The sequence below is a fragment of the Puia sp. genome, assembly GCF_036500295.1.
Classification (GTDB): domain Bacteria; phylum Bacteroidota; class Bacteroidia; order Chitinophagales; family Chitinophagaceae; genus Puia.
Genome location: NZ_DASYCH010000042.1, coordinates 173,626 through 196,738 on the forward strand (window position 1 = coordinate 173,626; position 23,113 = coordinate 196,738).

Sequence of the window (23,113 nt, forward strand, 5' to 3'; positions counted from 1 at the left end):
AAAAGGGGGCCATTACTTTTACCGAAAATGGCCCCCTTTTTGTTTTAAATCGGAGCATGGACAACCGCAACTCCAGTATACTCTACGGCATCCTCGGCATCTACGCCCTGATGATCAGCTGGCACTACAACCACTCCCTGATCCTCCTCATCATCCACTACATCTTCTGGCCCATCTACCTCGTTTACCAACTCCTGACCGGCCACCTTTCCCACGACCTCTGGCGCACCATCCCCGAATCCTATTTCAAATAATCCTCCAAAAAATTTATTTTACAGCGGCATAGGGGTACGATCCCGGTGGATTGTTACCCAATAAAAGGATTTGATAACCAACGCCACCGTTAAAGCTATTACACAATCGCTAACCATGGACTGGGATGATGCCGAAACCATCCGGCTGCTAAAAGGCCGGGACGAAGAAGTATTCGGGCAACTATTCAAAGCCCATTTTTCACCGCTGCGCAAATACGCTTTCACCTTCGTACAGGAACAACAACTGGCAGAAGACATCGTACAAAACATCTTCTACAAACTATGGAAAAGGATCGAAGTCCTCAACTTCTCCGACTCCGTCGCCGCCTACCTGTACCGGGCCGTCTATAACGAAAGCCTCAATGCCCTGAAACATAATAAGGTGAAGCGGGTCTATCAATCCTGGTTACACCGGAATATGAACCAACATTCGGACAACGCCGTCAAAAAATTACATCATGACCAACTGGAAATACGACTCCACAAAGCCATCGGCGACCTCCCGCAACAATGCCGCACCATCTTCCAGCTGAGCCGCTTCGAAGGCCTGCGCTATCACGAGATCAGCCACCGGCTCGGCATCTCGCCAAAGACCGTCGAGAACCAGATGAGCAAAGCCCTCAAGATCCTCCGGGCAAGACTGATCGAATTCCTCATCCTGCTGGCGCTGTATTTTGTCAACAATCATTAAACCCACCGACTTGAACCAACACGACCATACACCGATCGATGACCTGCTGGTCAAACATCTGCTCCGGGAAACGAGTTCGGCGGAGAACCGTGTCGTGGAAGAATGGCTGGCCGAAACCCCCGCCAACCGCCACTACTACCAGCAGCTGCAGCTCATCTGGGAAAAAAGCCTCCACCTCACCCCCTCGACATTGATCGAATCCGCGGGCGATGAAGAAAAAGCCTGGCAGACACTCCGCCAAAAGTTCCACACTCCATCCCGGCCAAAACCGGTCATCCCGCTCCCCTGGGCAGCTGCGGCCGCCGCAGCCATCCTCCTGCCCATCCTGTTCCTCACCTTCTTCGGCTGGCCCGGTCAGGAAAATACCCAGGTCCTGAGCTCCAACAATATCATCCTCCGGGATACCCTTCCCGACGGCACCACCATAACCCTCAATACCCATTCGACGCTTACCCATTCCAGGAAGTTCAAACACCGCAACGTCGAACTGCAGGGCGAAGCCTTCTTCCAGGTCGCCGCAGACAGGGACCGGCCCTTTCAACTGGCCGCCAACGGCATCTCCATCACGGTACTCGGCACGGCCTTCAACGTGCGAACGGATTCCGCCACCACCGATATCACAGTAGAGACAGGCCGCATAAGGGTCACCAACCGTCACGGCGCGATCGAACTCGGCGCCGGCGAAAGTCTCACACTCGGACCCGACGACAGCCGGCCGCAAAAACATCCCAGCCCCACGGTCCTTCATCATTATTTTCATCCCCGCGTCTTCGAATGCCACGACACGCCGCTCGGACAACTGACCGATGCCCTGCAGGAAGCCTATGGCGTACATATCCTCATCGCCGACCCCGTACTTCGTCAGCAAAAGCTCAACGTCAGCTTTCACGACGAAAGCCTCGACCGCATTCTTTCCGTCCTCACCGAGACCCTGAACCTAACCTCCACAAGAAAGGGTGACTCCATCATCCTGAACAAATAAGGTTCCCATGAAACGCAACACACTCATCCTATTTCTTATAGTCGCATCGCTCGGAGTAAAAGGCCAGCCCATTCTCGACCAGTCCATCCAAATTGCGATCGACCGGCAACCCCTCGGCCACGCGCTCGAAATTATCGGGACAACCGGCCGGTTTACATTTTCCTATGAAGGCACGATCCTGAACAAGGACAGCCTCGTCACCCTCCCCTCGCAAACAAAGACCGTCCGCGAGATCCTCGACCATATCTTCAACCACCGGCTCGAATACCGCGAGAACGGCCGCTATCTCATCCTGCTGCCGGCAACGGCAAAACCCCCTCCCCCACCCACAGAACCCAGACACTTTACGATCAGCGGCGTCATCCTCGACGAGTCCACCGGTCAAAAAATTCCCGACGCCAGCGTCTACGACCCGGACCGGCTCATCGCCACCCTCAGCAGAGCGGATGGCAGTTTTGTCATCCGGCTAAAAAGCAAAGGCCGGCCCGCTGCGCTCACCATCAGTAAAGAGTTCTATACCGACACGACCATCACTTTATCACCCGCTGCCGGTCAGCTGACCATCCTGCTCAGCCCCGCCTTCTCCCCGACCCCGGTAACGCTCTCCCCGCAGTCGATCTCCCCCGATACGATCAGCATCTCCTGGCAGGCCGACGCGGCACAGGTAAGAACGATCCTGAAAAAGGATCTGGTCCAGGTGGAAATGACCGGCTTCGGCCGGATCCTTCTTTCCTCCCGGCTGAAGATGCAGAGCCTCAATCTGAAAAAGCTGTTCATCCAACGCCCCATACAGGTATCCCTGGTGCCGCGTCTCAGCACCAACGGCCCACTCAATTCGCAGGTCACCAATAAATTTTCGATAAATCTCGTCGGCGGCTATTCCGCCGGCCTCGAAGGCGTCGAGCTCGGTGGGGTCTTCAACATCGACAGACGAAAAATGGTCGGCTTCCAGGCCGCGGGCGGCGTCAACATCGCCGGCGACACCGTGGTCGGCGTACAAATGGCCGGAGCCTATAACCGCGCGCTCGACACGGTAAAGGGCCTGCAAGCCGCCGGTGCGGCTAATACTGCCCGTAATGTTCAGGGGGTCCAACTGGCAGGCGGCGTCAACTTCGCCGATCACGTAAACGGCTCCCAGCTGGGCGTCGTCAATATCACCCGCCACCTCAGGGGCTTCCAGCTGGGCGTCATCAACATCGCCGATACCTCCGAAGGCGTCAGCCTCGGCTTGTTCAACTTCGTAAAACACGGCGGCATCCACGAGCTGTCCCTTTATGCCAACGAGTTCTCCCCGTTGAACCTCGCCTACCGGTCCGGCAACAAGGCACTCTATACGATCTTCTCCGTCGGTTGGAACCCGGACAACGACCGCCGGTCCTATTACTACGGCCTCGGTCTCGGCCATCGCTGCCCGCTTGGCAAAAAACTCTCGCTGGACATCGAAGCCAGCGAAGCGCATCTCGCCCCAGCCGCCTTGAAGAGTTTCGGCGACGGCACCTGGCTCCATCGCCTGAATATCGATCTGCACTGGAAGATCACAAAAGTATTCGCCCTGTCGGCCGGTCCCTCCATGGCCATCTATACCCCCGACAAAGATTACTTTATCCAGGGGCATTTATACCATCCCGTAACCTACTCCACCTTTACCTTCTCCGGCCGCAATATCGGGTGGATCGGCTGGCACGCCGCCATCGACTTCCTCTAGTTCCGCGCAGGGGATAGCCATGCTAAGCAGCGGCAAGCGCGCTAAGGCAGATAGACCATGTCCATATGGAAATATTTCTCCAGCACCTCATCCCGGTGATCATCGCTCTGGATGATCCGCACCTGGCGCTTGCCGTTCTCCGTACGGATCAGCTTATTGTTGATCAGGCTGATCCTGCCCTCCTTCGTGGGAAGCGTACAGATCGCACTGCGGCGGAAATGAGATTCGGGCGAGGTCTGGTGAAACTCGTTCATCGAATGGAAATCATCCAGCACCCGGGGAGTAAGGGTAAAAATATAATCGATCTTGAAATCCTGCTTTGAATTACTCCATTTGGCGACCCCAAGATATTGCTGGCCGTCCACGATCACCGGATCGATGATCTGGTAGAAAATGCGGCCGTCACTTTGGATCTCACCCGGTGTGACCGCCAGCGGCGCAAGCGAAAAATCCCCATACCCGACATCAACCAGCCATTGACGGCCACTCAATTCGACAATCAGGGCCATATGCTCAAACTCCCGGCCATACTTCCCATTCCCATGATGCAGCCTCCCGCCGACCATGGAAACATGGAATCCGCAAAGCTCCAGTAAATGGTGAAAAAGGATATTTAGCTCGTAGCAGTAGCCGCCCCGGTGGTCATGTATGACCTTCTGGTATAAGAAATTGATTTGCAGGATGATAGGCACCTGGTTATGGATGTCCATAGTCTCGAATGGAATGGCAGATACATGATTGTACTGCAATTCCTTCAAGGTGGCCAGGTCCCTGTATAATACTCCATTATAGTTGATCCTGCGTAAATATCCGCTGATATCCATGCTAGTGGTTTGTTTATCTATTCCGTGTCTATAGGTCTGTTAGGAGTCTTCTTTCTTCTAAAGCTCGATGGTTTCACCAGGTTTGGGAAGGAGCAACTCCTTACCAGCCGCGGCAAAATCCGCCTTCGCCTTCTCCGCATCGATCTGGATGATCGGCCAGGTATTATAATGAACCCCGACTATCTTCTTACATTTCACAAAATCCGCCGCATGAAGCGCATCCGCTGGATCCATCGTATAATTACCCCCGATCGGCAGGATGGCAAAATCCAGCTTCGCCCACAACGGGATCAACTGCATGTCCATGGTCAGCGCCGTATCCCCTGCCGCATAGAAATTCCCCGCAGGCGTGGTAAAGACAAAACCCAACGGATTACCGGCATACGTTCCGTCGGAAAAAGAGGAAGAATGGATGGCATTCACCGCCCGGACCTTGCCAAAATCAAATCCGACCGGCCCGCCGTGATTCAAAGGATGCGCATTCTCAACGCCGTTCTTATTAAGCCAACCGGCGATCTCCGCCGCCGCCACACACTTTGCTCCGGTGTTCTTCGCCACCCTTACCACATCCGCCGTATGATCCCCGTGCCCGTGGGTAATAAACAGGTAGTCCGCCTTAATCTTATCAATATCAATGTTCTTCGTATGAGGATTACCAGTAAAGAAAGGATCGAACAACAAGGTCTTGCCATTTACTTCGATCGAAAACGTCGCGTGACCGTAAAATGTTAACTTCATGGGTATTATTTTTAAAGTTCCGTTAAAAAACAAGCAACCTGAGCAAAAGTTCACCCCGTTCTATCTTTATAAAAAAAATCAAACACCATGCTTCACAAACTCGCCAAAACTTTCACCTTCCTTCTGCTTGTAACCGGCTTCTGCCAGCACACCGTTGCCCAGGCCCTCAGCGGCGACGACATCAAGACACAGTTCATCAAAGACTGGGAAAGAGCAAGATCCTATACCCTGGACTATCTGAACACCATGCCCGCCGATAAGTATTCCGCAAAAGCAGTCGACAGCATCCGCAGCTTTGCCCAGCAAATGCTGCACCTCGCAGCCGGCAACGTCGGCCTGATCTCGACCGCCACCGGTGAGAAGCTCACCTTCCCCGGCGGCCGGACCCTCGAAGCCAGCCAAACCGCACAAAACAAAGACTCGGTGGTGTACTACGTCACCCGTAGCTATGATTACGCCCTCGAAAGCATAAAGAAACTCGACCCCAACAAGCTCGGCGAGTTGACCGGCCAGGGTAATAACAAGATCACCCGTTTCGCCTGGCTCGAAAAAGCATTCGAACACCAGACCCACCACCGCGGACAAACGACCATCTATATCCGCTTACAGGGCATCCGGCCGCCGAACGAAAGACTGTTCTAGCCGCGTCTGCGCAGTCTCGGGAGCTCACAAAGCCTCCGCTGCCTGCGCAACCCCGCGGTGTCCGCTAGCGCAGCCTCGCCCGCTCGTATTGCAACGGCCAGTGAATGTCCTTATGTCGCAACTCATCGGCCGCATGCAACGGAAAATAAGGGTCCCGCAATAGTTGACGGGCCAGGATGACAAGATCGGCCTGGCCCGTTGCTATGATCGTTTCGGCCTGTACCGCATTGGTAATGATCCCCACCGCACCCGTGAGCGCCCCCGAAGCCTCCCGGATCCGCTGGGAAAAAGCCACCTGGTACCCCGGTCCGACAGCTATATTTTGATGGGGAACAAGCCCGCCCGACGAGCAATCGATCAGGTCCACCCCTATTTCTTTCAACACACCCGCCAGCCGGACGGCCTCGTCGACCGACCAGCCACCTTCCGCCCAATCCGTCGCCGAGATCCGCACAAACAAAGGATACCCCGAAGGCCATCCCCCGCGCACCGCATCGACGATCTCCGTCAGCAACCGGGTCCGGTTCTCAAACGATCCGCCGTATTCATCCCGGCGCTGATTGCTCAATGGGGACAGGAATTGATGGATCAGGTATCCATGCGCCGCATGGATCTCCAGCACCTTGAATCCGGCCAGCATGGCCCGCCGCGCAGCCGCTTTAAAATCATCCACCACCTGCCGGATACCCGCGATCGTCAGTTCCACCGGCTGTCCATAGTGCTCATTGTACGCAACAGGACTCGGCGCCAGAACGGACCAGCCCCCCTCGCTCTCGGGAACCAGCTTGTTCCCATTCCAGGGCGCCCGCACACTGGCCTTCCTGCCGGCATGCGCAAGCTGGATGCCGATCTCGCTGCCCTGCGCCCGCACGAACTTCACGATCCGCCGCAACCCCTCGATATGCTCATCCTTCCAGATGCCCAGGTCCTGCGGCGAGATCCGGCCCTCCGGCGAAACCGCCGTGGCCTCGGTGAAAACCAAACCCGCGCCGCCAACGGCCCGGCTGCCTAAATGAACGAGATGCCAGTCACCGGCCATTCCATCATTCGCGGAATACTGGCACATCGGGGAAACGACGATCCGGTTCCCAAGAATAATATCTCTGATCGTCAAAGGACTGAATAGTTGGCTCATATTGCCGCGAAGGTCCTAAATTTATAGATAATTTTCATCAGCCATGACTAATCACCGCTGGAACCTCCCGTTCGTCGGCGCCCTGCTTTTCTCCGTGGCCTTCGCGCCCCGCGCAAAACATCCTGCCTCCCCCGAGGTCGTGATAGCCGCGGCCGCCGACCTCAAATTCGCCATGGACTCCCTCGTCGCCGTCTTCTCCGCCAAAAACCCATCCATAACCATCAAACCCATCTATGGCTCCTCCGGCAGCTTTTTCGAACAGATCAACAACGGCGCCCCCTTCGACCTCTTCTTCTCCGCCGATATCGACTATCCCAAAAAACTAAAGGAATCCGACAAGACCCTCACGGAGGTCAAACAATACGCCACCGGCCATCTAGTCCTCTGGAGCAAAAGCCTCGACCCGGCCCACCAACAGATGAACACGCTCCTCGACCCCGCCGTCCACAAGATCGCCATCGCCAACCCCGCCCATGCCCCCTACGGAAAACGCGCCGAGGAATGCCTTCACTATTACAAACTCTACGATAAGATAAAAGATAAACTCGTCATCGGCGAGAACATCTCACAAACCGCCCAGTACGCACAAAGCGGGGCCGCCGACGTAGCGCTTATCGCCCTCTCCCTGGCCGTCTCACCCACAATGAAACAGGCCGGTGGTAAATACTGGCTCGTCCCCGCCGCCTCCCACCAGCCCCTTCAACAGGGGTTTGTCCTGCTGACCCATGCCAAAGACAATGCCGCCGCCGCACAATTTGCCGCCTTCATCGGCACATCCACCGCTGCCGCCATCCTGAAAAGCTTTGGATTCGAACCATGAATGACCCCAACATAATAGACTGGCAACCTCTCTGGCTGAGCCTGAAGCTCGCGTCGGTGACCATGTTCATCCTCCTGTTCCTGGGCATACCGCTTGCCTGGTGGCTGGCGTATAGCCGGCGACGTTGGAAGGTCGCGGTGGAGGCCGTCATCAGCCTGCCCATGGTGCTGCCCCCCTCCGTATTGGGGTTCTATCTGCTGCTGGCCTTCAGCCCCGCAAACGCTTTCGGCGCATTCCTCTCCCGCTATCTCGATCTCCGCCTCGTATTCACCTTTCCCGGCCTCGTCATGGCATCACTGATCTACAGCCTCCCCTTCATGGTCAACCCCATCCTGGCCGGCTTCCGGGGTCTGCCGGCCGACCTGAAAGAAGCCTCGCAGACCCTCGGCAAATCCGAGACCGTAACCCTCTTTCGCATCCTCCTTCCCAATATCCACACCTCCCTCATCACCGGCGCCGTCCTTAGCTTCGCCCACACGATCGGGGAATTCGGAGTAGTGATGATGATCGGCGGCAGCATTCCCGGACAAACCAAGGTGGCCTCCGTCGCGATCTATGACGAAGTCCTTTCCACCAATTACCCCCTCGCCAACCGGTACGCCATCGTCCTGCTGGCCCTCTCCTTCGCCATCCTCCTGCTCGTATATAGTATCAATCACTATTACAACAAGTACAAAGCCCTGCCATGACGGAGCCCAATTCCTTTCTCGATTTTCATGCGACAAAAATGCTCCACACGGCACACGGAAAACAATTGCTGGATATCCGTTTCCAATTGGCAAAAGGTCAGATCCTTGCCCTCTACGGTCCCTCCGGCGCCGGCAAGACAACGCTTCTGCGCATCCTCGCGGGCCTCACCGGAGTCACCACGGGACATATCCGCCTCGGCGATGAGACCTGGCTCGACACCACCCGCCGCATCCACCTGCCCACCCGCCGCCGTACCATCGGATTCGTATTCCAGGACTTTGCCCTCTTTCCCAACCTCACCGTACGGCAACAGCTGCTCTATGCACTGCCGAAAGAAGCAGACAAAAAGATCATCGACGAACTCCTCGCCCTCATGGAACTCGAAGCCCTGCAAGACCGGCGGCCCGAGCTCCTCTCCGGCGGCCAGCAACAACGCGTGGCCCTCGCCCGCGCCATCGCAAGACGCCCCGAACTCCTGCTCCTGGACGAGCCGCTCTCGGCCCTCGACGACGAGATGCGCAATAAATTACAGGAATATATTCTGAAGATCCAACAGCGCTTCCACCTGACGACGGTCCTCGTAAGCCACTATCTGCCCGAGATCATCCGCCTCGCCGGATCGGCCATCGTCCTGGAAAAAGGCCATATCGCCGCCCAGGGACCACCCGCAGAGATCTTCTCCGCATCAAACGCGACAAATTCCTTCCGGACCACCGGTACCATCCTCCACATCGACCCCGCCGGCGCATCATCCGCCATAAGCATCGACTGCGCGGGCACGGTCATCAAGCTCATGATCAGCACCTCCGAAGCAGCCGCCTTAAAGCCGGGACAATCGATCACCGTCTTCTCCCCACTCTTCGCGCCACAGCTGATCCCGTAAAAAAAACTTCCCTCCAAACCGGAGTAATCCGATATTTGGCACATGGCTGTATTGTCCGTCTGGGAAAAAGAAAGCTTTTTTGCACCCGCCGATATCATCATCGCCGGAAGCGGCCTCGTCGGCCTGTGGAGCGCCCTGTACCTCAAAAAACGGGCGCCCAAATTAAGCATCACCATCGTCGACCGCGGGATCATCCCCACCGGCGCCAGCACCCGCAACGCAGGCTTCGCCTGCTTCGGCAGCCTGACCGAACTGATAGCCAACCGGGAAGAGATGGGCGAAGCCCAGCTGCTGCAGCTCGTAGAGTGGCGGTACAAAGGAATAAAAAGGATCCGCAAGACCTTCGACGCCCAAACCATCGACTACGAACGCAATGGCGGCTACGAACTGCTCACCGCCGCCGACCCCAACGAACTCCGCTCGCAGATCGATACCTTCAACCGGTTGCTCAAGGACATCACCGGTCAACAAAAGACCTTCCGGCTGCAGAACGGGAAGATCGCCGGCTTCGGCTTCGCCGGAATCCAACACCTCGTCGAAAGCAGAGCCGAAGGCCAGCTGCATTCCGGCAAACTATGCCAGGCCCTCCTGCGGCTCGTACAATCCATGGGTGTCACCGTTCTCAATAACATCGAGATCACCGGCTTCGAGAAAGTACACGGACAGTTGCTCCTCCACACACAACACGGGTTCCCCTTATTGACCACCCAGCTGCTCGTCGCCACGAATGCCTTCGCCCGCCAACTGCTCCCCCAGATCGACATCACCCCCGCACGAGGCCAGGTCCTCGTCACCTCGCCCATCGAAGGACTACCGGTCAAAGGAACATTCCACTTCGAAGAAGGGTTCTATTATTTCAGAAACCTCGGCAACCGCATCCTGCTGGGCGGCGCCCGCAACAAAGCAATGAAAGAAGAGAACACCCCGGAAATGGAGATCACCGGCAGGATCCAACAGGAGTTGGAACGCTTTCTAAGCGAGACCATCCTCCCCGGCCGGCATTATTCGATCGAACATCGATGGAGCGGGATAATGGGCATGGGTTCAGAAAAGATGCCGATCCTTCGCGCAGTCAACGAGCACGTCTTCTGCGCCGTGCGGATGAGTGGAATGGGCGTCGCGCTTGCACCCGTCATCGGTGAACAGGTTGCCGATATGATGACGGCCTCATAATTTCACGAACTTATACCCCGAAGCTCCCCTGCCGTCATTGATGCGGATAAAATAGACCCCGCTGGAAAGATGAGAGACATCCAGCCCAAACGAAAGATCAGTGATCCTCGACGCCATCACTCGTTGCCCCATCTGATCATACACCTCCAGCATCGAACCCAGACAGCTGGCTTCACTCATCTTCACCGACACCTGGCTGACCGCCGGGTTCGGATAAAGACTCAGCGTGGGTGAATGATTGTCCCCCGTCACCAACTGGGCCGGCGTATCGGTAACAAGCGCCGCAACGGAGGCCGCGGTCGAAGTGAGCAGGGCATAACGGAACCCGCCGGGAGCAAACAAAGTCCGCATCCGGTCCCGCTGCCCATGGGTAAACATATGCATCCCGATATCATCGGTAAAATCCATGTAGTCCATATACATATTCCCATACGGGGTGTTCCCGCAGGAAACAACGACACCGGCCGGATCACCATAAGTGGCCTGCGACTGCGGCGGCGTATCGGCAACCTGGTCATCCCCACAGTCGGCATCCCCCCATACATGGATCATGTTCAGCCAGTGACCGATCTCATGGGTCGCCGTCCTGCCGAGGTTGTACGGCGCCCTCGCCGAGCCGCTGGTTCCAAACGCGCCGAAAGCAATAACGACCCCATCCGTTTCCTTCGGGCCGCCCACCAGACTCGAATAGCCCAGCACACTGCCCTGAAGATTACAGACCCAGATGTTCAGATAACGGTCCCGGTCCCACGCATCATCCCCGCCCGAAGCAGAGAACTTCATATCGTCTTCAATGGAAAAAGCGGTGATATTCGTATGCTTGCGGAGGATCCCCGAAATGGCCCTGCCGTTGGTGTCCAGTCCGGCAAGCACAAAACGAAAACCGCAGTCAGCGGCAAAAGAACGGTAATAGCCGGGGATATCCGCCGTATCCGGATTCTGTTTTTGATAGTCCCGGTTCAGCACGTCGATCTGCGAGCGGATCTGCGCATCGCTGACATTCTGCTCGGGAGTATTGTAAACAACATGGACGATGACGGGAATAGTGATAAGCGAAGAAGAGATATTGCCGCCCCTGGTGGGAGCCGCTCCCTCCACCTCGACGGCCGCCAGCTGCCGGCGCGTAAACTGCTCGTTGGCCGCCACAGCGGAAGCCAAAGCAGGATGGAGACTCAACTGCTGCTGCCGGTAGTCGAATGAACGACAGCTGCGCTGGCTCCAACCGGGTAATATGATCAACAAGCACCCGAAAAAGGGTAAAAAATACTTCATCATACCAATCTGATTCAGAGTCGGTAGATCATAAGTATTGGCTGTATACTCGAAAGCATGCACCTCCGGGGAGTACCCGCGGCAAAGGCTTGGAAAAAAGATAATTGTCTTGTTAGCAACGGCGAATTACTTCAGCCGGCTTACACGCTGGACTACACTTGTCCAGGTATTGGATTAGCTTTCACGAAGGATATTTGCCCGTACACGAACCGCCGGAGGCGATTCAGGCTAAGAATGAGAAGGAACAGAACCCGAATGGAAGAGAAAATTGTGGTGTGTGGTGCAGGGGGTCCTGTTCAATGATAATTCCCTGTAAAGCAATCAATTTTTTTTGAAAAATGCAAGTTTTTTAACCCTTATTTTTGCCATCTATGAACAAACTGAGCCTTTTGCTTTTCGCCGGATGCCTATTCGCAGCCTGTAACAACTCCCCAAAACAAGATACTCCGGCGACCAACACGGACAAGTCGGCCGACAATACTCCCCCTACCCTGAACTATACGGTCGTAAAAGCCTTCCCGCACGATACCAGCGCCTATACCGAAGGATTCCTCTTCCATGACGGGCAGTTATATGAAAGCACGGGAACGGAACCGGAAATGCCGGCCGACCGCCGATCCATGTTCGGCACCGTCGACCTGGCAACGGGTAAGATCACCCCCAAGGTCGAGCTCGACCGCAATAAGTTCTTCGGAGAAGGCATCACCTTCCTCAACGGCAAGGTCTATCAGCTGACCTATACCACAAAGGTCGGTTTCATCTACGACGCAAAAACCTTTAAAAAACTCGGCGAATTCACCTTCCCCAGCAACGAAGGCTGGGGCATGACCAACGATGGAACCAACCTGATCATGAGCGACGGCTCCAGTAATATCAGCTATCTCGACCCCAGGGACTTCCACCTGGTAAAGATCCTGGGCGTAACCGACAACAACGGCCCCGTCAGCAATATAAACGAGCTCGAACTGATAAACGGCTTCCTCTACGCCAATCAATGGCAGACAAACTATATTCTGAAGATCGATCCCGCCAGCGGGAAAGTAGTCGCAAAATTGAACCTGGATTCTCTCGCCGGCCAGATAAAAAGCCAGTATCCCGGCGCCGAAGTACTCAATGGCATCGCCTATGATTCAACCTCAGGCAAGGTCTATATCACCGGCAAACTATGGCCAAATATCTTTGAGATAAAATTTCCGCTATAACCGCGCTCATGACCTCATGGGGCGATGCCTATTTGGCGACCACATAGATCAGGCTGCTGCATTTCGACTTGTCGACAAAGGCCCGGGCATTCGAAGAAACTCCGTTCGCTACGGCCCTCACCATACTGCCCCCACCGCGATATTTCTCGCTCAGCATGCTGATATAGATGGCATCATACCACATCGGCTGGCTATATTGCAGCTGAAGCCCGTGCCCATCCAGCAACGTCTCCATAGCCTCCGGTGAGAAATGATAGAGATGCCGGGGAACATCATAAGCCGCCCAGGCCTCTCCATACACCCGCGCATCATAACAGGTGTAGTTGGGAACGGCAATAAAGATCCGGCCGTTACGGCGCACCAGCGTCTTCAGCTGCTCGACATAAGGATGCAGGTCATGCACATGCTCCATGACATGCCAAAGCGTGATCGCGTCAAAACTATCGGGCGACAGATAAAACAAATGATCCATATTCAACAACTGGACCCGGTGATCCGTCACAGCATGCTCCCGCGCCGTCTCATCAGGTTCGAGCCCCGTCACCTCCCAGCCCTCTTCCTGCATATAGGCGACAAAAGCACCCGTCCCGGCCCCGATGTCCAGCAGCTTCCCCTGCCGTTTCCGCGTGGCCGAAGCGATCAGCCGGTATTTGTCCGACAACGTCTGCCTCCGCACCATGTGATAAAGCCGGTTGACAAGCCCTTTATTGGTGTTGCTATGGGAGATATACTCTTCGCTGCGATAATACGCGCCGATCGATGCAGCATCCGGCACGTCCTGCGTAAACCGCAACGTACATTGCCTGCATTGCCAGATCGCAAATGACTCGTGGGAAACAGTATGATCCTTCGCCTGAAGCGCCGGCTCAAGCTCGGCCGATTGACAGACGGGACATGTGGTATAATGAATCAGGGGCATAATGGCTGGAAAACTAAAATTTGGTTTGATTGCCCATGGACAATCCGTGCGAATAAAAATACCAGCCAAGAAAGGCCAGACCGGCTCCGGCGATGATCAGCGCAATAACCCACCAGGCCATCTTCCGGCGCTTGCCGGCATCGTCATGCAGCCACTCGTTCATCTCGTCACTGGTACGCTCACGATCCCCCACCAGCAACGTATGCTGGGCATTCTGCCGGTTGACGCGCATCGCCGGCGTTGGCTGCAGAAAGCCAAAGGAAGACGCGGCCGGCTCGAACAGGACATTTCCCGAGCCATCCTTCTTCAGGATCCCCACACCGTCCCAGGACACCGCATCCTCGTTCTTGATCCGGTTACGAAGCTCGAAAGAGAATTCGTTGTACCATTTAATGGCCTCATAATCAAGCACATTTTGTTGGGTTGCGATAAAGGTGAAGAATTCCTTATCCGGGGCGTCGAAATACTTGTCAAAGCGAAAATGATACACGGGAGGCAACATCGTCCTATCGGCCACGTCTACGGCAGCAGGCAGGGTCTCCAGATAGATCGTTCCCAACCCCGGGATGCTGATGCTTCGATGTTGAAATAAATAAGCGTTCAGGACCTCGAACATGACTGTAGCCGTTTACTTAAGCTGCGAATCTACTCATTTCTTGCTATCACCAAACGAAAATATTATACCCCCCAGCACATTGAACCCATAGACGGGATACTGGTGCCAACGCTCATACTTATTGTTGAAGAGGTTATTCATCTGGAACCAGAGGTTGAGCATCCTCGTGATCCGAAACTCCACCCCCGCATTCATATCCGCCCCGTTATCCCCCTTGAAGGCAACCCCATCCGTCGGCGAACGGTACTGGGCCGCCGTAAAGGCGAAAAAGTCCAGCTTGGCATAGAAGTCTTTAAAGGCCTGCCACTTCAGGTGCGCATTCAGCTCCACCGGCAAAAGCCCCCAGGGCTTGACCTCCGTTTTCAGATCCTTATATTGGTAGATATTCGCTTCCGCCGTTACCGTAAGATCCTCCCCCTGCAGATAACTCAACTCCCCATGCAGCTGAAGCGCATTCATCGATGACTCGTAGCGGATCAGAAAGTCCTTCCCGCCCCCCACGCTGTCATTGACAAAAAGCGGCATATTCTTATAGGTCAGGAACCCCACCTTTGCAGCATAGGTAAAATGATTGCTGATCGACCCTTTAAAACCCGCATAACGTTCTTCCATCCGCGTATTTCGCAGGCTGTCCGTCGGCTGGGCCAGCCAGGGATTGATCGATTCAAACCGCTGATAGGACCCCTTATCATAATAGCCGATCCAGCCCAGCTGGATGGTAAACCGCTGATCGTTCGTCGAGATATCCGCCAGGAAATTGGGCAGCAGATAAAAGTTCTTATTATCCCAGGATGGGGTCACCGCCGCCTGCAAAAAGAAGTTGGAGGACTTCACCAGGAACGCCGGGTTGACATAATAGATATTGTTGTTCTGCGGGAAAGGGTTATTACCACCCGTCAGCGGCGTCGGGCTGTAATGCGTCAGATCGGCCGTAAAACCCAGGTCAAAGGCAAATGGCGCGCCGATCGTCTTCTCCAGCGGCAGATTGAGCACCGTATTGGCCTCCGTTGCCTTGGGGTCATGATTGTCCGTGAAATAAGAGATCTTGATATTGGGATGATACAGCAATCCAAACTCCGTCGGCTCCGTATTGCGCAGGCTCAGCCCGCCAAAAAAGGTCTGGAACCCCTGCTTCACCTGGTCGCTGGTAAACTTCAGCGAGTCCGGCCGGTATCCGTAGAGATGATACACGTCATTCTTGAACCCGACATTCCCGCTCCATTCCAGATTATTGGCCGTCTTTACCGTACCCATCACCTTTACATCCGTCATACTGTTCTTTTGGTACGGCAGGCTTCCCTTGGAGCTGAGCTGATTCGCAAAAATATTGAAGAAGGTGGTCTTGCCATCGCCAAAACTGAACCCGGTTCTAATATACGGGATATGGACATTGCCGACCCCGATCTTGATGAAATTGTAGTTCACCCAGGGATTGATGGAGTCCCGCTGCAAGGCCACCGGCTTCAATTCCGCCGGCTGATAGCTGAGAAAAAGGAATTGCGCCGGAATAGTATAGGTCAGCCGCGGACGACTGGTATCCACCGCCGGCGGCGCCGCATTGAAATTGATCTTTACGGCATCCCGCAGCACAGGCTTGAAGGAGGAAGTGATGTCAATCGTCCTGCGTTTGGTCGTATCCTGCGCCCGCAACGAAGCACCGGCGCAAAAAACGCCAAGCATCAGCAACAACAAATTTTTCTTATCCATGTATGCGTACATTCCGGGTTATTTAATTTGCCTGCGGCCTAATTACTGCCACTGTCTACCTTGCTGCCCTTCTTCTCCTCCTCCGTCACCTGGGCGAGTTTCTGCTGCGCCTTCAGCCGCAACTCCTCGATCTTGGCATTCTCTATGATACTTTGATAAGTGGCCTTGGCATTAAAGAAATCCTTTTCCGCGAAATAGATATCGCCCAGCAGCAGATACGCCTTCGTCACCCATTCCTCATACGATCCCGACTTATTCACTACCTCAAAGGCCGCCTTTTCGGCGTCCTTCAGTTGGTTCGCACTGAAAAGACAGGCTGCTATCTGATATCGCGCTTCCGCGCTGTATGCCGACTTGCTCAGCCCGGCCGCCGTGCGGAAATACTGCAGAGCCTGCTCACATTGATTGTTCGCCTGGAAGGATTTGGCGATCGCCATATTGGCCAACACCTTATCATCCGTGCTCACCCCCTTCTGCCCAAGCAGGTCCTTGGCATTTGCCACGGCTTCGGGCCATTTCTGCAACTGGTACTGGCTGCGCAACAATCCCCGCATCGCCTCCATCTTATTGGCCTCGGAAGAAGCAAAATCCTTCAGCCTGCTGAAATATTTCTCCGCGTTGGGATAATCCTTCAGGTTGAAAAAATACAGCGTGGCAGCCTGCAGCAGGGACTTCTCGCCAAACTTGTTCGGCGCCCGGTCCCCCACCACGGCATAACCAACCACCGCCTTCGCCCAATCCTTCTGCGAAAAATAGATCTCGCTCTTATAATAATTGGCCTCAAGCGAATATTTGCCCTCGGGGAACTTCGCCAGATAGGACTCGAACCGCTGGATGGCGCCCGGGAAATTCCCATTGTTGAATTGTACTTCCGCCTCCTCATACGCCAGCTGATCTTCCTGGCTGGCGCTTACCTCGACACCCATACCCTTGGCAAAATTGACATATTCGCTGCTCCGCCCCTCTTCCACATAAATGGTCTTGGCATTGTCGAGCCCCTCCTGCGCCTCCGGCGAGTTGGGATACTGCTTCAGCAACGAATCATACTGTTTCAGGGCCTCGGCGTTATTGTTCATGTTATACCAGGCGATCCCCGATTGCAGATAGGCCTTTGGCTTCAGCGCATCCGCACCCTGGGTACGCAACACATTCTTCAGATACGGCAGCGCTTCCCGATACTGCTCGCCGGCAAGATAGGTCCCGGCCACCTCCATATTGACATCCGCCGCCAGACTCGAAGTGGGATAACGCCGGGCAAATGAATTCAACAGATCGATCTTCTGCTTGCCATTGCTGACCCCCGCGATCATCGCCTTCTGAAGCGTCGCATAGTCACTGGCCGGCCAGGATAGATCAAGTACCTTATTATACATCGCCAGCGCCGTCCGGTAATCCCGGTTCATATAATAACAGTCCGCATCCCGGACATAGGCGTCCTGCTCCATCGGCGAAGACCGCAGACTGGGCGTCCGGACCACCTTTTCAAAAAACCCCTGCGCCTGGCGGTAGTTCTCCTTCTTCAAAAAACAATATCCCAGGTTATAATTGGCATTCGTTGGATTTACCTCGCCATTGGTGACAGGACTCTTCAGATACTCGATATAATACCGGATCGCATCGTCGATCTTACTCATCCGGTAGGCGATCTCCCCCTTCCAAAACTGGATATAGGGCAACACACTGGTATTATTGGGATCCTTCAGCGCCTTGTCCAAAAGCTCGTTCGCGCTCAGCAACATGCCATCATTCACCAGTTCGGTCGCCCTGCCATAAAGGATCCGCGGGATCAGTCGCCGCGCATTCTCCGAGGGATGATCCAGACTGTCCAGCAGCGTAAGGGCATCCCGGTAATTGTTCGTCCCCGCCAGCACACTCACCAGCAGCTCACGGCCCTCCCGGCTGTACTCGGAATTCGGATATTGCTGCAGGAATCCCTGCAGCTCGGTCAGCGCCACATCCTGAAAGCCCAGCTCGTAAGATAGTTTGGCATAGTTGAACTTCGATATTTCCTTCTGTTTGGGATTGCTGCTGTTCATGCTGCAGAACAAAAAAGCATTCCGGGCATTGGCCTTCTGCCCCGTACGCAGATAAGCATCCCCAAGGAGATACATCGCATTCTGCGACATGGAATCGGCGGCGCCGCCCAGCTGCTTGAACCCGCTGATCGCCTTATTCCAATCCTTCATCTGATAATAGCAGTAAGAAAGCTCATAAAGGTCTTCCCGGCTGACCTTCTTCGACTGATTGACATATTGCTCCAGGAAAGGCAGGGCCTTTGCAAACTCCTGTTTCTCATAATAACCATGCCCCACCAGTTGCCGCAGCTCGGCGTCATAATACTGATTCCCTTTCTTCAGATGGGCTTCCGCATATTCTATCGCCTTGTCCTTCTGCCCCTGGACAAGATAAATATTGGCAACATAATAAGGCACCACCTTCTCATAGTTGGGCGAACTCTCGACGACCTTGAAGGCCTCCAGCGCATCGTTGTATTTCCGCTGGTAAAAACAGATGAACCCGTAATAATAATTGGCGTCGATATAATTCGGGTCCTTCGGCATCTGCCTGATCGCATTGAACAGCGGCAGGGCATTGTCGAATTGCTTGGTCGTAAAATAGCAGTACCCTTCATGAAATTTCAGATCGGCGATCTCCCGGTTGCTGAGGTTCTCGATGTCCGCATGATCATACAGCTTCACCGCATTGGCATAGTCCTTCTGCCGGAAATAATACTCGGCCAGGTGAAAGCTGATCATGCCCACCCGCGGCGCATTGTTCTCCAGCTCGATGTAGTCCTGCGCGGCAGCCACCGCGATCTTGTCGTTCTGCTCCAGCGCACAAACCAGATAATAGTATTTTACATCCTGGTATTCAACGGCATTATTACTCTTGTCGGTCTCGCGCAGCGAATACTTCAGATCCCGGAAGATCGGATAGGCAAGACTATAAAACTCATGCTCGAAGAATTCCTTACCCTGCCTGAATTCAGCCTGCGGGTCGTCATAATAACGGGTCTGCTGGGCATATGATGAAGTAGCGAGGAAAACGACAAACAGCGATAATGCGGTATTCTTCACTGGAAAAAATTTGATTTTTATCATCCATCCAAAACCTCGTGGCGCATCGGGCCGTGGCCCGTCCTGACAGGCCTAACGCGCTAAGTTTCTAATTATTTTGCCTTTCACCAAACATCGTTCCAAACACGTGTGGATAACTGCAAGGATTAACATTTCCTTATAAGTCTCACATCCACCGTATCTTCACGCGAAATTCAAATCGTACATGAAAAAATTCTTCTCCACCGCCTATTCCGATGCCGCATTCAACGTGGCCACACTGGCCATCCGCGCGATCTTCGGCCTGATCCTTTTCTATTATTATGGACTCTATAAGATCAGGAATTTCGGCCATCTCGAATCGGTGTTCCCCGATCCCCTGCACATCAGTCATCGCATTTCGTTGGTCCTCGTCATCTTCGCCGAACTGGTCTGTACCGTGATGCTCGTCCTGGGTTTTTTCACCCGGTTCGCCGCTCTCGCCCTCGTCATCACTTTTTGCGTCGTCGAATTCCTCATAAACAAAGGTCATGTCGGTATGGTGAACAACAACGTACACGAACAGGCCTGGCTCTATCTAGCCGGATTCGTCGCCATCCTGCTGCTTGGCCCCGGCCGCATCAGCATCGACGCCGCAATGGGCAAGTGATTCCCCATGGTTGGCCCATCAAACTCTACATCTCATGTACACAAGTGAAACCCAGGTAAGGGTCCGATACGCCGAGACCGATCAAATGAACATTGTCTATCACGGTAATTATGCCCAGTACTTCGAGGTCGGCCGGGTTGAAGCCATCCGTCAGCTCGGCTTCAGTTACAAAGACCTCGAAGCAACTGGAATAATCATGCCCGTCATCGAATGGACCGCAAAATTCCTCCGCCCCGCCCATTATGACGATCTGCTCACCATCCGCACAACCCTGAAAGACTGGCCCATCGACCATCGCATCGAATTCCATCAGGAGGTCTTCAACCAGCGCGGCAAGCTGCTCACCACCGGCCTCGTCCGGTTGTACTTCCTCATCGCCAAAACCATGGAAAAGACAAACATGCCACCGGATATGGCAGACCGGCTAAAGCCCTGGTTCCCCGCGGATCCTTTACCTTTACAAAATGAATAAGGTTGTTGCCAGCATCATTACCATCGGAGATGAACTATTGATAGGCCAGGTGATCGATACAAACAGCGCCTGGATGGCGCAGGAACTGAACAAACAGGGTATCTGGGTCGCACGTCGCGTTGCCGTAGGCGACGTCTGGGACGATATCTGGCAGGCCCTGGACGAAGAGTCCCGCCGCTCCTCCATCATCCTGATCACCGGCGGCCTCGGCCCCACCGCCGACGATATCACAAAATCCCTGCTCCTGAAGTATTTTGGCGGCAGCATGGTCGTCGACGAAAAAGCCCTGGCCAATGTAAAATGGATCTTCGAACGGATGCTCAAACGACCGGTCATCGAACGCAACCTCCAACAGGCCGAAGTGCCCGATTCCTGCACCGTGATCCAAAACCGGCGCGGAACGGCTCCAGGCATGTGGTTCGAAAAAGACGGCCGCATCTTCATGTCGATGCCCGGTGTTCCCCACGAAATGAAAGGGATGATGACCGACGACGTCCTCCCGGCCCTCCGTCAGCGCTTCCAACTGCCCTTCATCGCCCATCGTACCCTCCTGACCGCCGGCATCGGCGAGTCCTTCCTGGCCGAACATATAAAGACCTTCGAAGAAGCCTTGCCCGCCTCCATCAAGCTGGCCTATCTGCCAAACTATGGAATGGTACGCCTCCGGCTCACGATCCGGGGCGAAGACGCGCCGGCACTGGAATCCCTTCTGCAGCAACAGTTCGACACCCTCCGGGGCCTCGTCGCCGAATGGATGGTCACCGACGAGGACATCTCCATCCAGGAAGCCCTGGGCCGCGTCCTGAAAGCCGGCGGATACACCTTAGCAACCGCCGAAAGTTGCACCGGCGGCTACATTGCCCACCTCATCACCTCCATCCCCGGCAGCAGCCATTACTTTAAAGGAAGCGTGGTCAGCTATGACAACGAGGTAAAGACAAATACCCTGGCCGTAAGCCCCGATACCCTGGCCGCCAACGGCGCCGTCAGCGAAGCAACGGTACGGGAAATGGTCCGCGGCGCGCTACAGCAGCTGAACACCGACTTTGCCATCGCCACCTCCGGGATCATGGGCCCCGACGGCGGTACCCCGGAAAAACCGGTGGGAACGGTCTGGATCGCAGTTGGAAACCGTCAAAATATTCTCGCCCAAAAATTCTCATTCCGCTTCGACCGCCTCCGGAATATTGAATTAACGGCAACAAATGCCCTCAATCTGTTGCGAAAATTCATACATTCGCCCACCTCATAGGCCCGCTCGTCCTTCACCCGTCATGAAAATCGAAAAATAACTACCTTTGTCAATCATTAATTCAACGCTATATGTCTCTTGTTGACCTGGTAATGCCGAAAATGGGTGAAAGCATCATGGAAGCCACGATCCTGAAGTGGCACAAACAACCCGGCGATGCCGTAAAGCAAGATGAGACCGTTTTGGAAATAGCCACCGATAAGGTGGACTCCGAGGTGCCTTCCATCACCGAAGGCGTCATGGAAGAGATTCTATACCAGGTCAACGACGTAGTACCCATCGGCTCCGTCATCGCCCGCATCCGCACCAGCAATGGTACGGCCACGGCAACCTCCACGCAGCCCACCGTTACGGCTACCCCCGTACAAGCCATACCCACAACCCACCAGCCCGCGGCACAGGTCCACCGCCCGGTCGCGGCAGCCGCCAACCCCGGCGGCCCCCGGTTCTATTCTCCCCTCGTACTCAATATAGCCGCCAACGAAGGAGTTCCCCTCAGCGAGCTCGAATCCATCCCCGGCACCGGCAACGAAGGCCGGGTCACCAAAAAAGACATCCTTCAATATATCGCGGACCGGAAGTCCGGCTCCTATGTTACCCCCGTTCGCACGGAAACGCCTGCCCGCCAGACCTCCGAATCCATCGCCACCCAGCCGCCGATGGTCATCCAAAGCGGCAATGTCGAGATCATCGAGATGGACCGGATGCGCCGGCTCATCGCCGACCACATGGTCCGCAGCGTACACACCAGCCCGCACGTCACCAGCATCTCGGAAGCCGACGTCACCCACCTGGTACACTGGCGCGAAAAAATGAAAAATGAGTTCGAAAAAAGAGAGAACACAAAGCTCACCTTCACCCCGCTGTTCATGGAAGCTGTCATCCGCTGCATCAAGAAATACCCGCTCATCAACAGTTCCGTCGATGGCGACAAGATCATCGTAAAAAAGGATATCAATATCGGCATGGCTACAGCCCTGCCCTCGGGTAACCTCATCGTCCCCGTTATCCGCAACGCCGACCAGCTCAACCTCACCGGCCTGGCCCGCCAGGTAAACACCCTCGCCGACAACGCCCGTCAGAACAAACTGCGTCCTGAAGACACCCAGGGCGGCACGTTTACCCTGACCAATGTCGGCAACTTCGGCAGCCTCATGGGTACGCCCATCATCAACCAGCCGCAGGCCGCGATCCTGGCCGTGGGCGCCATCAAAAAACGTCCCATGGTGCTCGAAACGGCAGAAGGCGATGCCATCGTTATCCGCCACATGATGTATCTCTCCCTTTCCTACGACCACCGCATCATCGACGGAAGCCTCGGAGCTACCTTCTGTTCGGCCGTCGCGCGCGAACTGGAGAACTTTGCCCCCGATAGAGAACTGTAACCGAATCGCGTCCGGCGGGGTCCCCACCCCTTGCATTTCTCATAGG

22 protein-coding genes are annotated in these 23,113 nt (G+C 54.9%); 14 read left to right on the forward strand and 8 right to left on the reverse strand.

All coding sequences use genetic code 11. From position 1 onward, the window contains the following. Positions 1-56: 56 nt before the first annotated feature. The 4 genes from VGM48_RS08510 (at position 57) to VGM48_RS08525 (ending at position 3,632) form a co-directional block, all read left to right on the forward strand. Positions 57-254 carry a hypothetical protein gene (locus VGM48_RS08510; RefSeq protein WP_331578010.1) on the forward strand — a complete coding sequence of 66 codons (198 nt, stop codon included), beginning with the start codon at positions 57-59 and terminating at the stop codon, positions 252-254. A gap of 115 nt (positions 255-369) precedes the next feature. After that, on the forward strand, positions 370-945 hold the full coding sequence (locus tag VGM48_RS08515; RefSeq protein WP_331578012.1) for an RNA polymerase sigma-70 factor: 576 nt from the start codon (positions 370-372) through the stop codon (positions 943-945). Positions 946-955: 10 nt separating this feature from the next. Further along, positions 956-1,927 carry a FecR domain-containing protein gene (locus tag VGM48_RS08520; protein WP_331578014.1) on the forward strand — a complete coding sequence of 324 codons (972 nt, stop codon included), beginning with the start codon at positions 956-958 and terminating at the stop codon, positions 1,925-1,927. A 7-nt stretch (positions 1,928-1,934) separates the two neighbouring features. Continuing rightward, positions 1,935-3,632, forward strand: coding sequence for a hypothetical protein (locus tag VGM48_RS08525; protein WP_331578016.1), 1,698 nt, complete (start codon positions 1,935-1,937; stop codon positions 3,630-3,632). A gap of 41 nt (positions 3,633-3,673) precedes the next feature. On the opposite strand, the gene VGM48_RS08530 is transcribed toward VGM48_RS08525, so the two are convergent. Together VGM48_RS08530 and VGM48_RS08535 are read right to left on the reverse strand one after the other, a co-directional pair. Next, on the reverse strand, positions 3,674-4,456 hold the full coding sequence (locus VGM48_RS08530; RefSeq protein WP_331578018.1) for an arylamine N-acetyltransferase family protein: 783 nt from the start codon (positions 4,454-4,456) through the stop codon (positions 3,674-3,676). Between the two features lie 57 nt (positions 4,457-4,513). Continuing rightward, positions 4,514-5,194, reverse strand: a complete 681-nt coding sequence (locus tag VGM48_RS08535) for a metal-dependent hydrolase (RefSeq protein ID WP_331578020.1) — start codon at positions 5,192-5,194, stop codon at positions 4,514-4,516. Positions 5,195-5,281: 87 nt separating this feature from the next. On the opposite strand from VGM48_RS08535, the gene VGM48_RS08540 reads away from it, so the two are divergent. After that, positions 5,282-5,836, forward strand: a complete 555-nt coding sequence (locus VGM48_RS08540) for a DinB family protein (protein ID WP_331578022.1) — start codon at positions 5,282-5,284, stop codon at positions 5,834-5,836. Between the two features lie 64 nt (positions 5,837-5,900). On the opposite strand, the gene namA is transcribed toward VGM48_RS08540, so the two are convergent. Continuing rightward, complete coding sequence (namA, locus tag VGM48_RS08545) at positions 5,901-6,971, reverse strand: NADPH dehydrogenase NamA (protein WP_331578024.1); 1,071 nt, start codon at positions 6,969-6,971, stop codon at positions 5,901-5,903. 43 nt (positions 6,972-7,014) lie between these two features. Here namA and modA point away from each other — a divergent pair, with 43 nt between their 5' ends. Genes modA through VGM48_RS08565 form a run of 4 tightly spaced genes read left to right on the forward strand, consistent with a single transcriptional unit; the run spans position 7,015 to position 10,537 of the window. Next, positions 7,015-7,791 carry a molybdate ABC transporter substrate-binding protein gene (gene modA, locus VGM48_RS08550; protein WP_331578026.1) on the forward strand — a complete coding sequence of 259 codons (777 nt, stop codon included), beginning with the start codon at positions 7,015-7,017 and terminating at the stop codon, positions 7,789-7,791. Then, positions 7,788-8,480: a molybdate ABC transporter permease subunit gene (gene modB, locus VGM48_RS08555; protein WP_331578028.1), complete on the forward strand. Its 693-nt coding sequence runs from the start codon at positions 7,788-7,790 to the stop codon at positions 8,478-8,480. The genes modA and modB overlap by 4 nt, the downstream gene beginning before the upstream one ends. Beyond that, entirely contained in the window at positions 8,477-9,364 is an 888-nt protein-coding gene (locus VGM48_RS08560) for an ATP-binding cassette domain-containing protein (RefSeq protein ID WP_331578030.1), read from the forward strand. Before modB ends, VGM48_RS08560 begins: the two co-directional genes overlap by 4 nt. 42 nt (positions 9,365-9,406) lie before the next feature. After that, on the forward strand, positions 9,407-10,537 hold the full coding sequence (locus tag VGM48_RS08565) for an FAD-dependent oxidoreductase (RefSeq protein ID WP_331578032.1): 1,131 nt from the start codon (positions 9,407-9,409) through the stop codon (positions 10,535-10,537). Here VGM48_RS08565 and VGM48_RS08570 read toward each other — a convergent pair. Then, positions 10,532-11,779: a M43 family zinc metalloprotease gene (locus VGM48_RS08570; RefSeq protein WP_331578034.1), complete on the reverse strand. Its 1,248-nt coding sequence runs from the start codon at positions 11,777-11,779 to the stop codon at positions 10,532-10,534. The genes VGM48_RS08565 and VGM48_RS08570 overlap by 6 nt on opposite strands. Before the next feature lie 401 nt (positions 11,780-12,180). Between VGM48_RS08570 and VGM48_RS08575 the strand changes: the two genes are divergently transcribed. Continuing rightward, positions 12,181-13,011: a glutaminyl-peptide cyclotransferase gene (locus VGM48_RS08575; protein WP_331578036.1), complete on the forward strand. Its 831-nt coding sequence runs from the start codon at positions 12,181-12,183 to the stop codon at positions 13,009-13,011. A 28-nt stretch (positions 13,012-13,039) separates the two neighbouring features. Here the strand turns inward: VGM48_RS08575 and VGM48_RS08580 are convergent, their stop codons facing one another. From VGM48_RS08580 to VGM48_RS08595, 4 genes are read right to left on the reverse strand one after another with little or no spacing between them, the layout of a single operon-like run. Beyond that, entirely contained in the window at positions 13,040-13,930 is an 891-nt protein-coding gene (locus VGM48_RS08580; protein WP_331578038.1) for a class I SAM-dependent methyltransferase, read from the reverse strand. Between the two features lie 13 nt (positions 13,931-13,943). Beyond that, complete coding sequence (locus VGM48_RS08585) at positions 13,944-14,546, reverse strand: hypothetical protein (RefSeq protein ID WP_331578040.1); 603 nt, start codon at positions 14,544-14,546, stop codon at positions 13,944-13,946. A gap of 33 nt (positions 14,547-14,579) precedes the next feature. Continuing rightward, on the reverse strand, positions 14,580-16,265 hold the full coding sequence (locus VGM48_RS08590; protein ID WP_331578042.1) for a hypothetical protein: 1,686 nt from the start codon (positions 16,263-16,265) through the stop codon (positions 14,580-14,582). A gap of 26 nt (positions 16,266-16,291) precedes the next feature. Next, positions 16,292-19,330, reverse strand: a complete 3,039-nt coding sequence (locus VGM48_RS08595) for a tetratricopeptide repeat protein (RefSeq protein ID WP_331578044.1) — start codon at positions 19,328-19,330, stop codon at positions 16,292-16,294. 205 nt (positions 19,331-19,535) lie between these two features. On the opposite strand from VGM48_RS08595, the gene VGM48_RS08600 reads away from it, so the two are divergent. From VGM48_RS08600 to VGM48_RS08615, 4 genes are all read left to right on the forward strand, one after another. After that, positions 19,536-19,958 (forward strand): DoxX family protein, encoded by a 423-nt coding sequence (locus VGM48_RS08600; RefSeq protein WP_331578046.1) that lies wholly within the window; start codon positions 19,536-19,538, stop codon positions 19,956-19,958. A 34-nt stretch (positions 19,959-19,992) separates the two neighbouring features. Then, on the forward strand, positions 19,993-20,430 hold the full coding sequence (locus tag VGM48_RS08605; RefSeq protein ID WP_331578048.1) for a thioesterase family protein: 438 nt from the start codon (positions 19,993-19,995) through the stop codon (positions 20,428-20,430). Then, positions 20,423-21,682 (forward strand): CinA family nicotinamide mononucleotide deamidase-related protein, encoded by a 1,260-nt coding sequence (locus VGM48_RS08610; protein ID WP_331578049.1) that lies wholly within the window; start codon positions 20,423-20,425, stop codon positions 21,680-21,682. Before VGM48_RS08605 ends, VGM48_RS08610 begins: the two co-directional genes overlap by 8 nt. Before the next feature lie 71 nt (positions 21,683-21,753). After that, positions 21,754-23,067 carry a dihydrolipoamide acetyltransferase family protein gene (locus VGM48_RS08615; RefSeq protein ID WP_331578050.1) on the forward strand — a complete coding sequence of 438 codons (1,314 nt, stop codon included), beginning with the start codon at positions 21,754-21,756 and terminating at the stop codon, positions 23,065-23,067. Positions 23,068-23,113 lie beyond the last annotated feature (46 nt).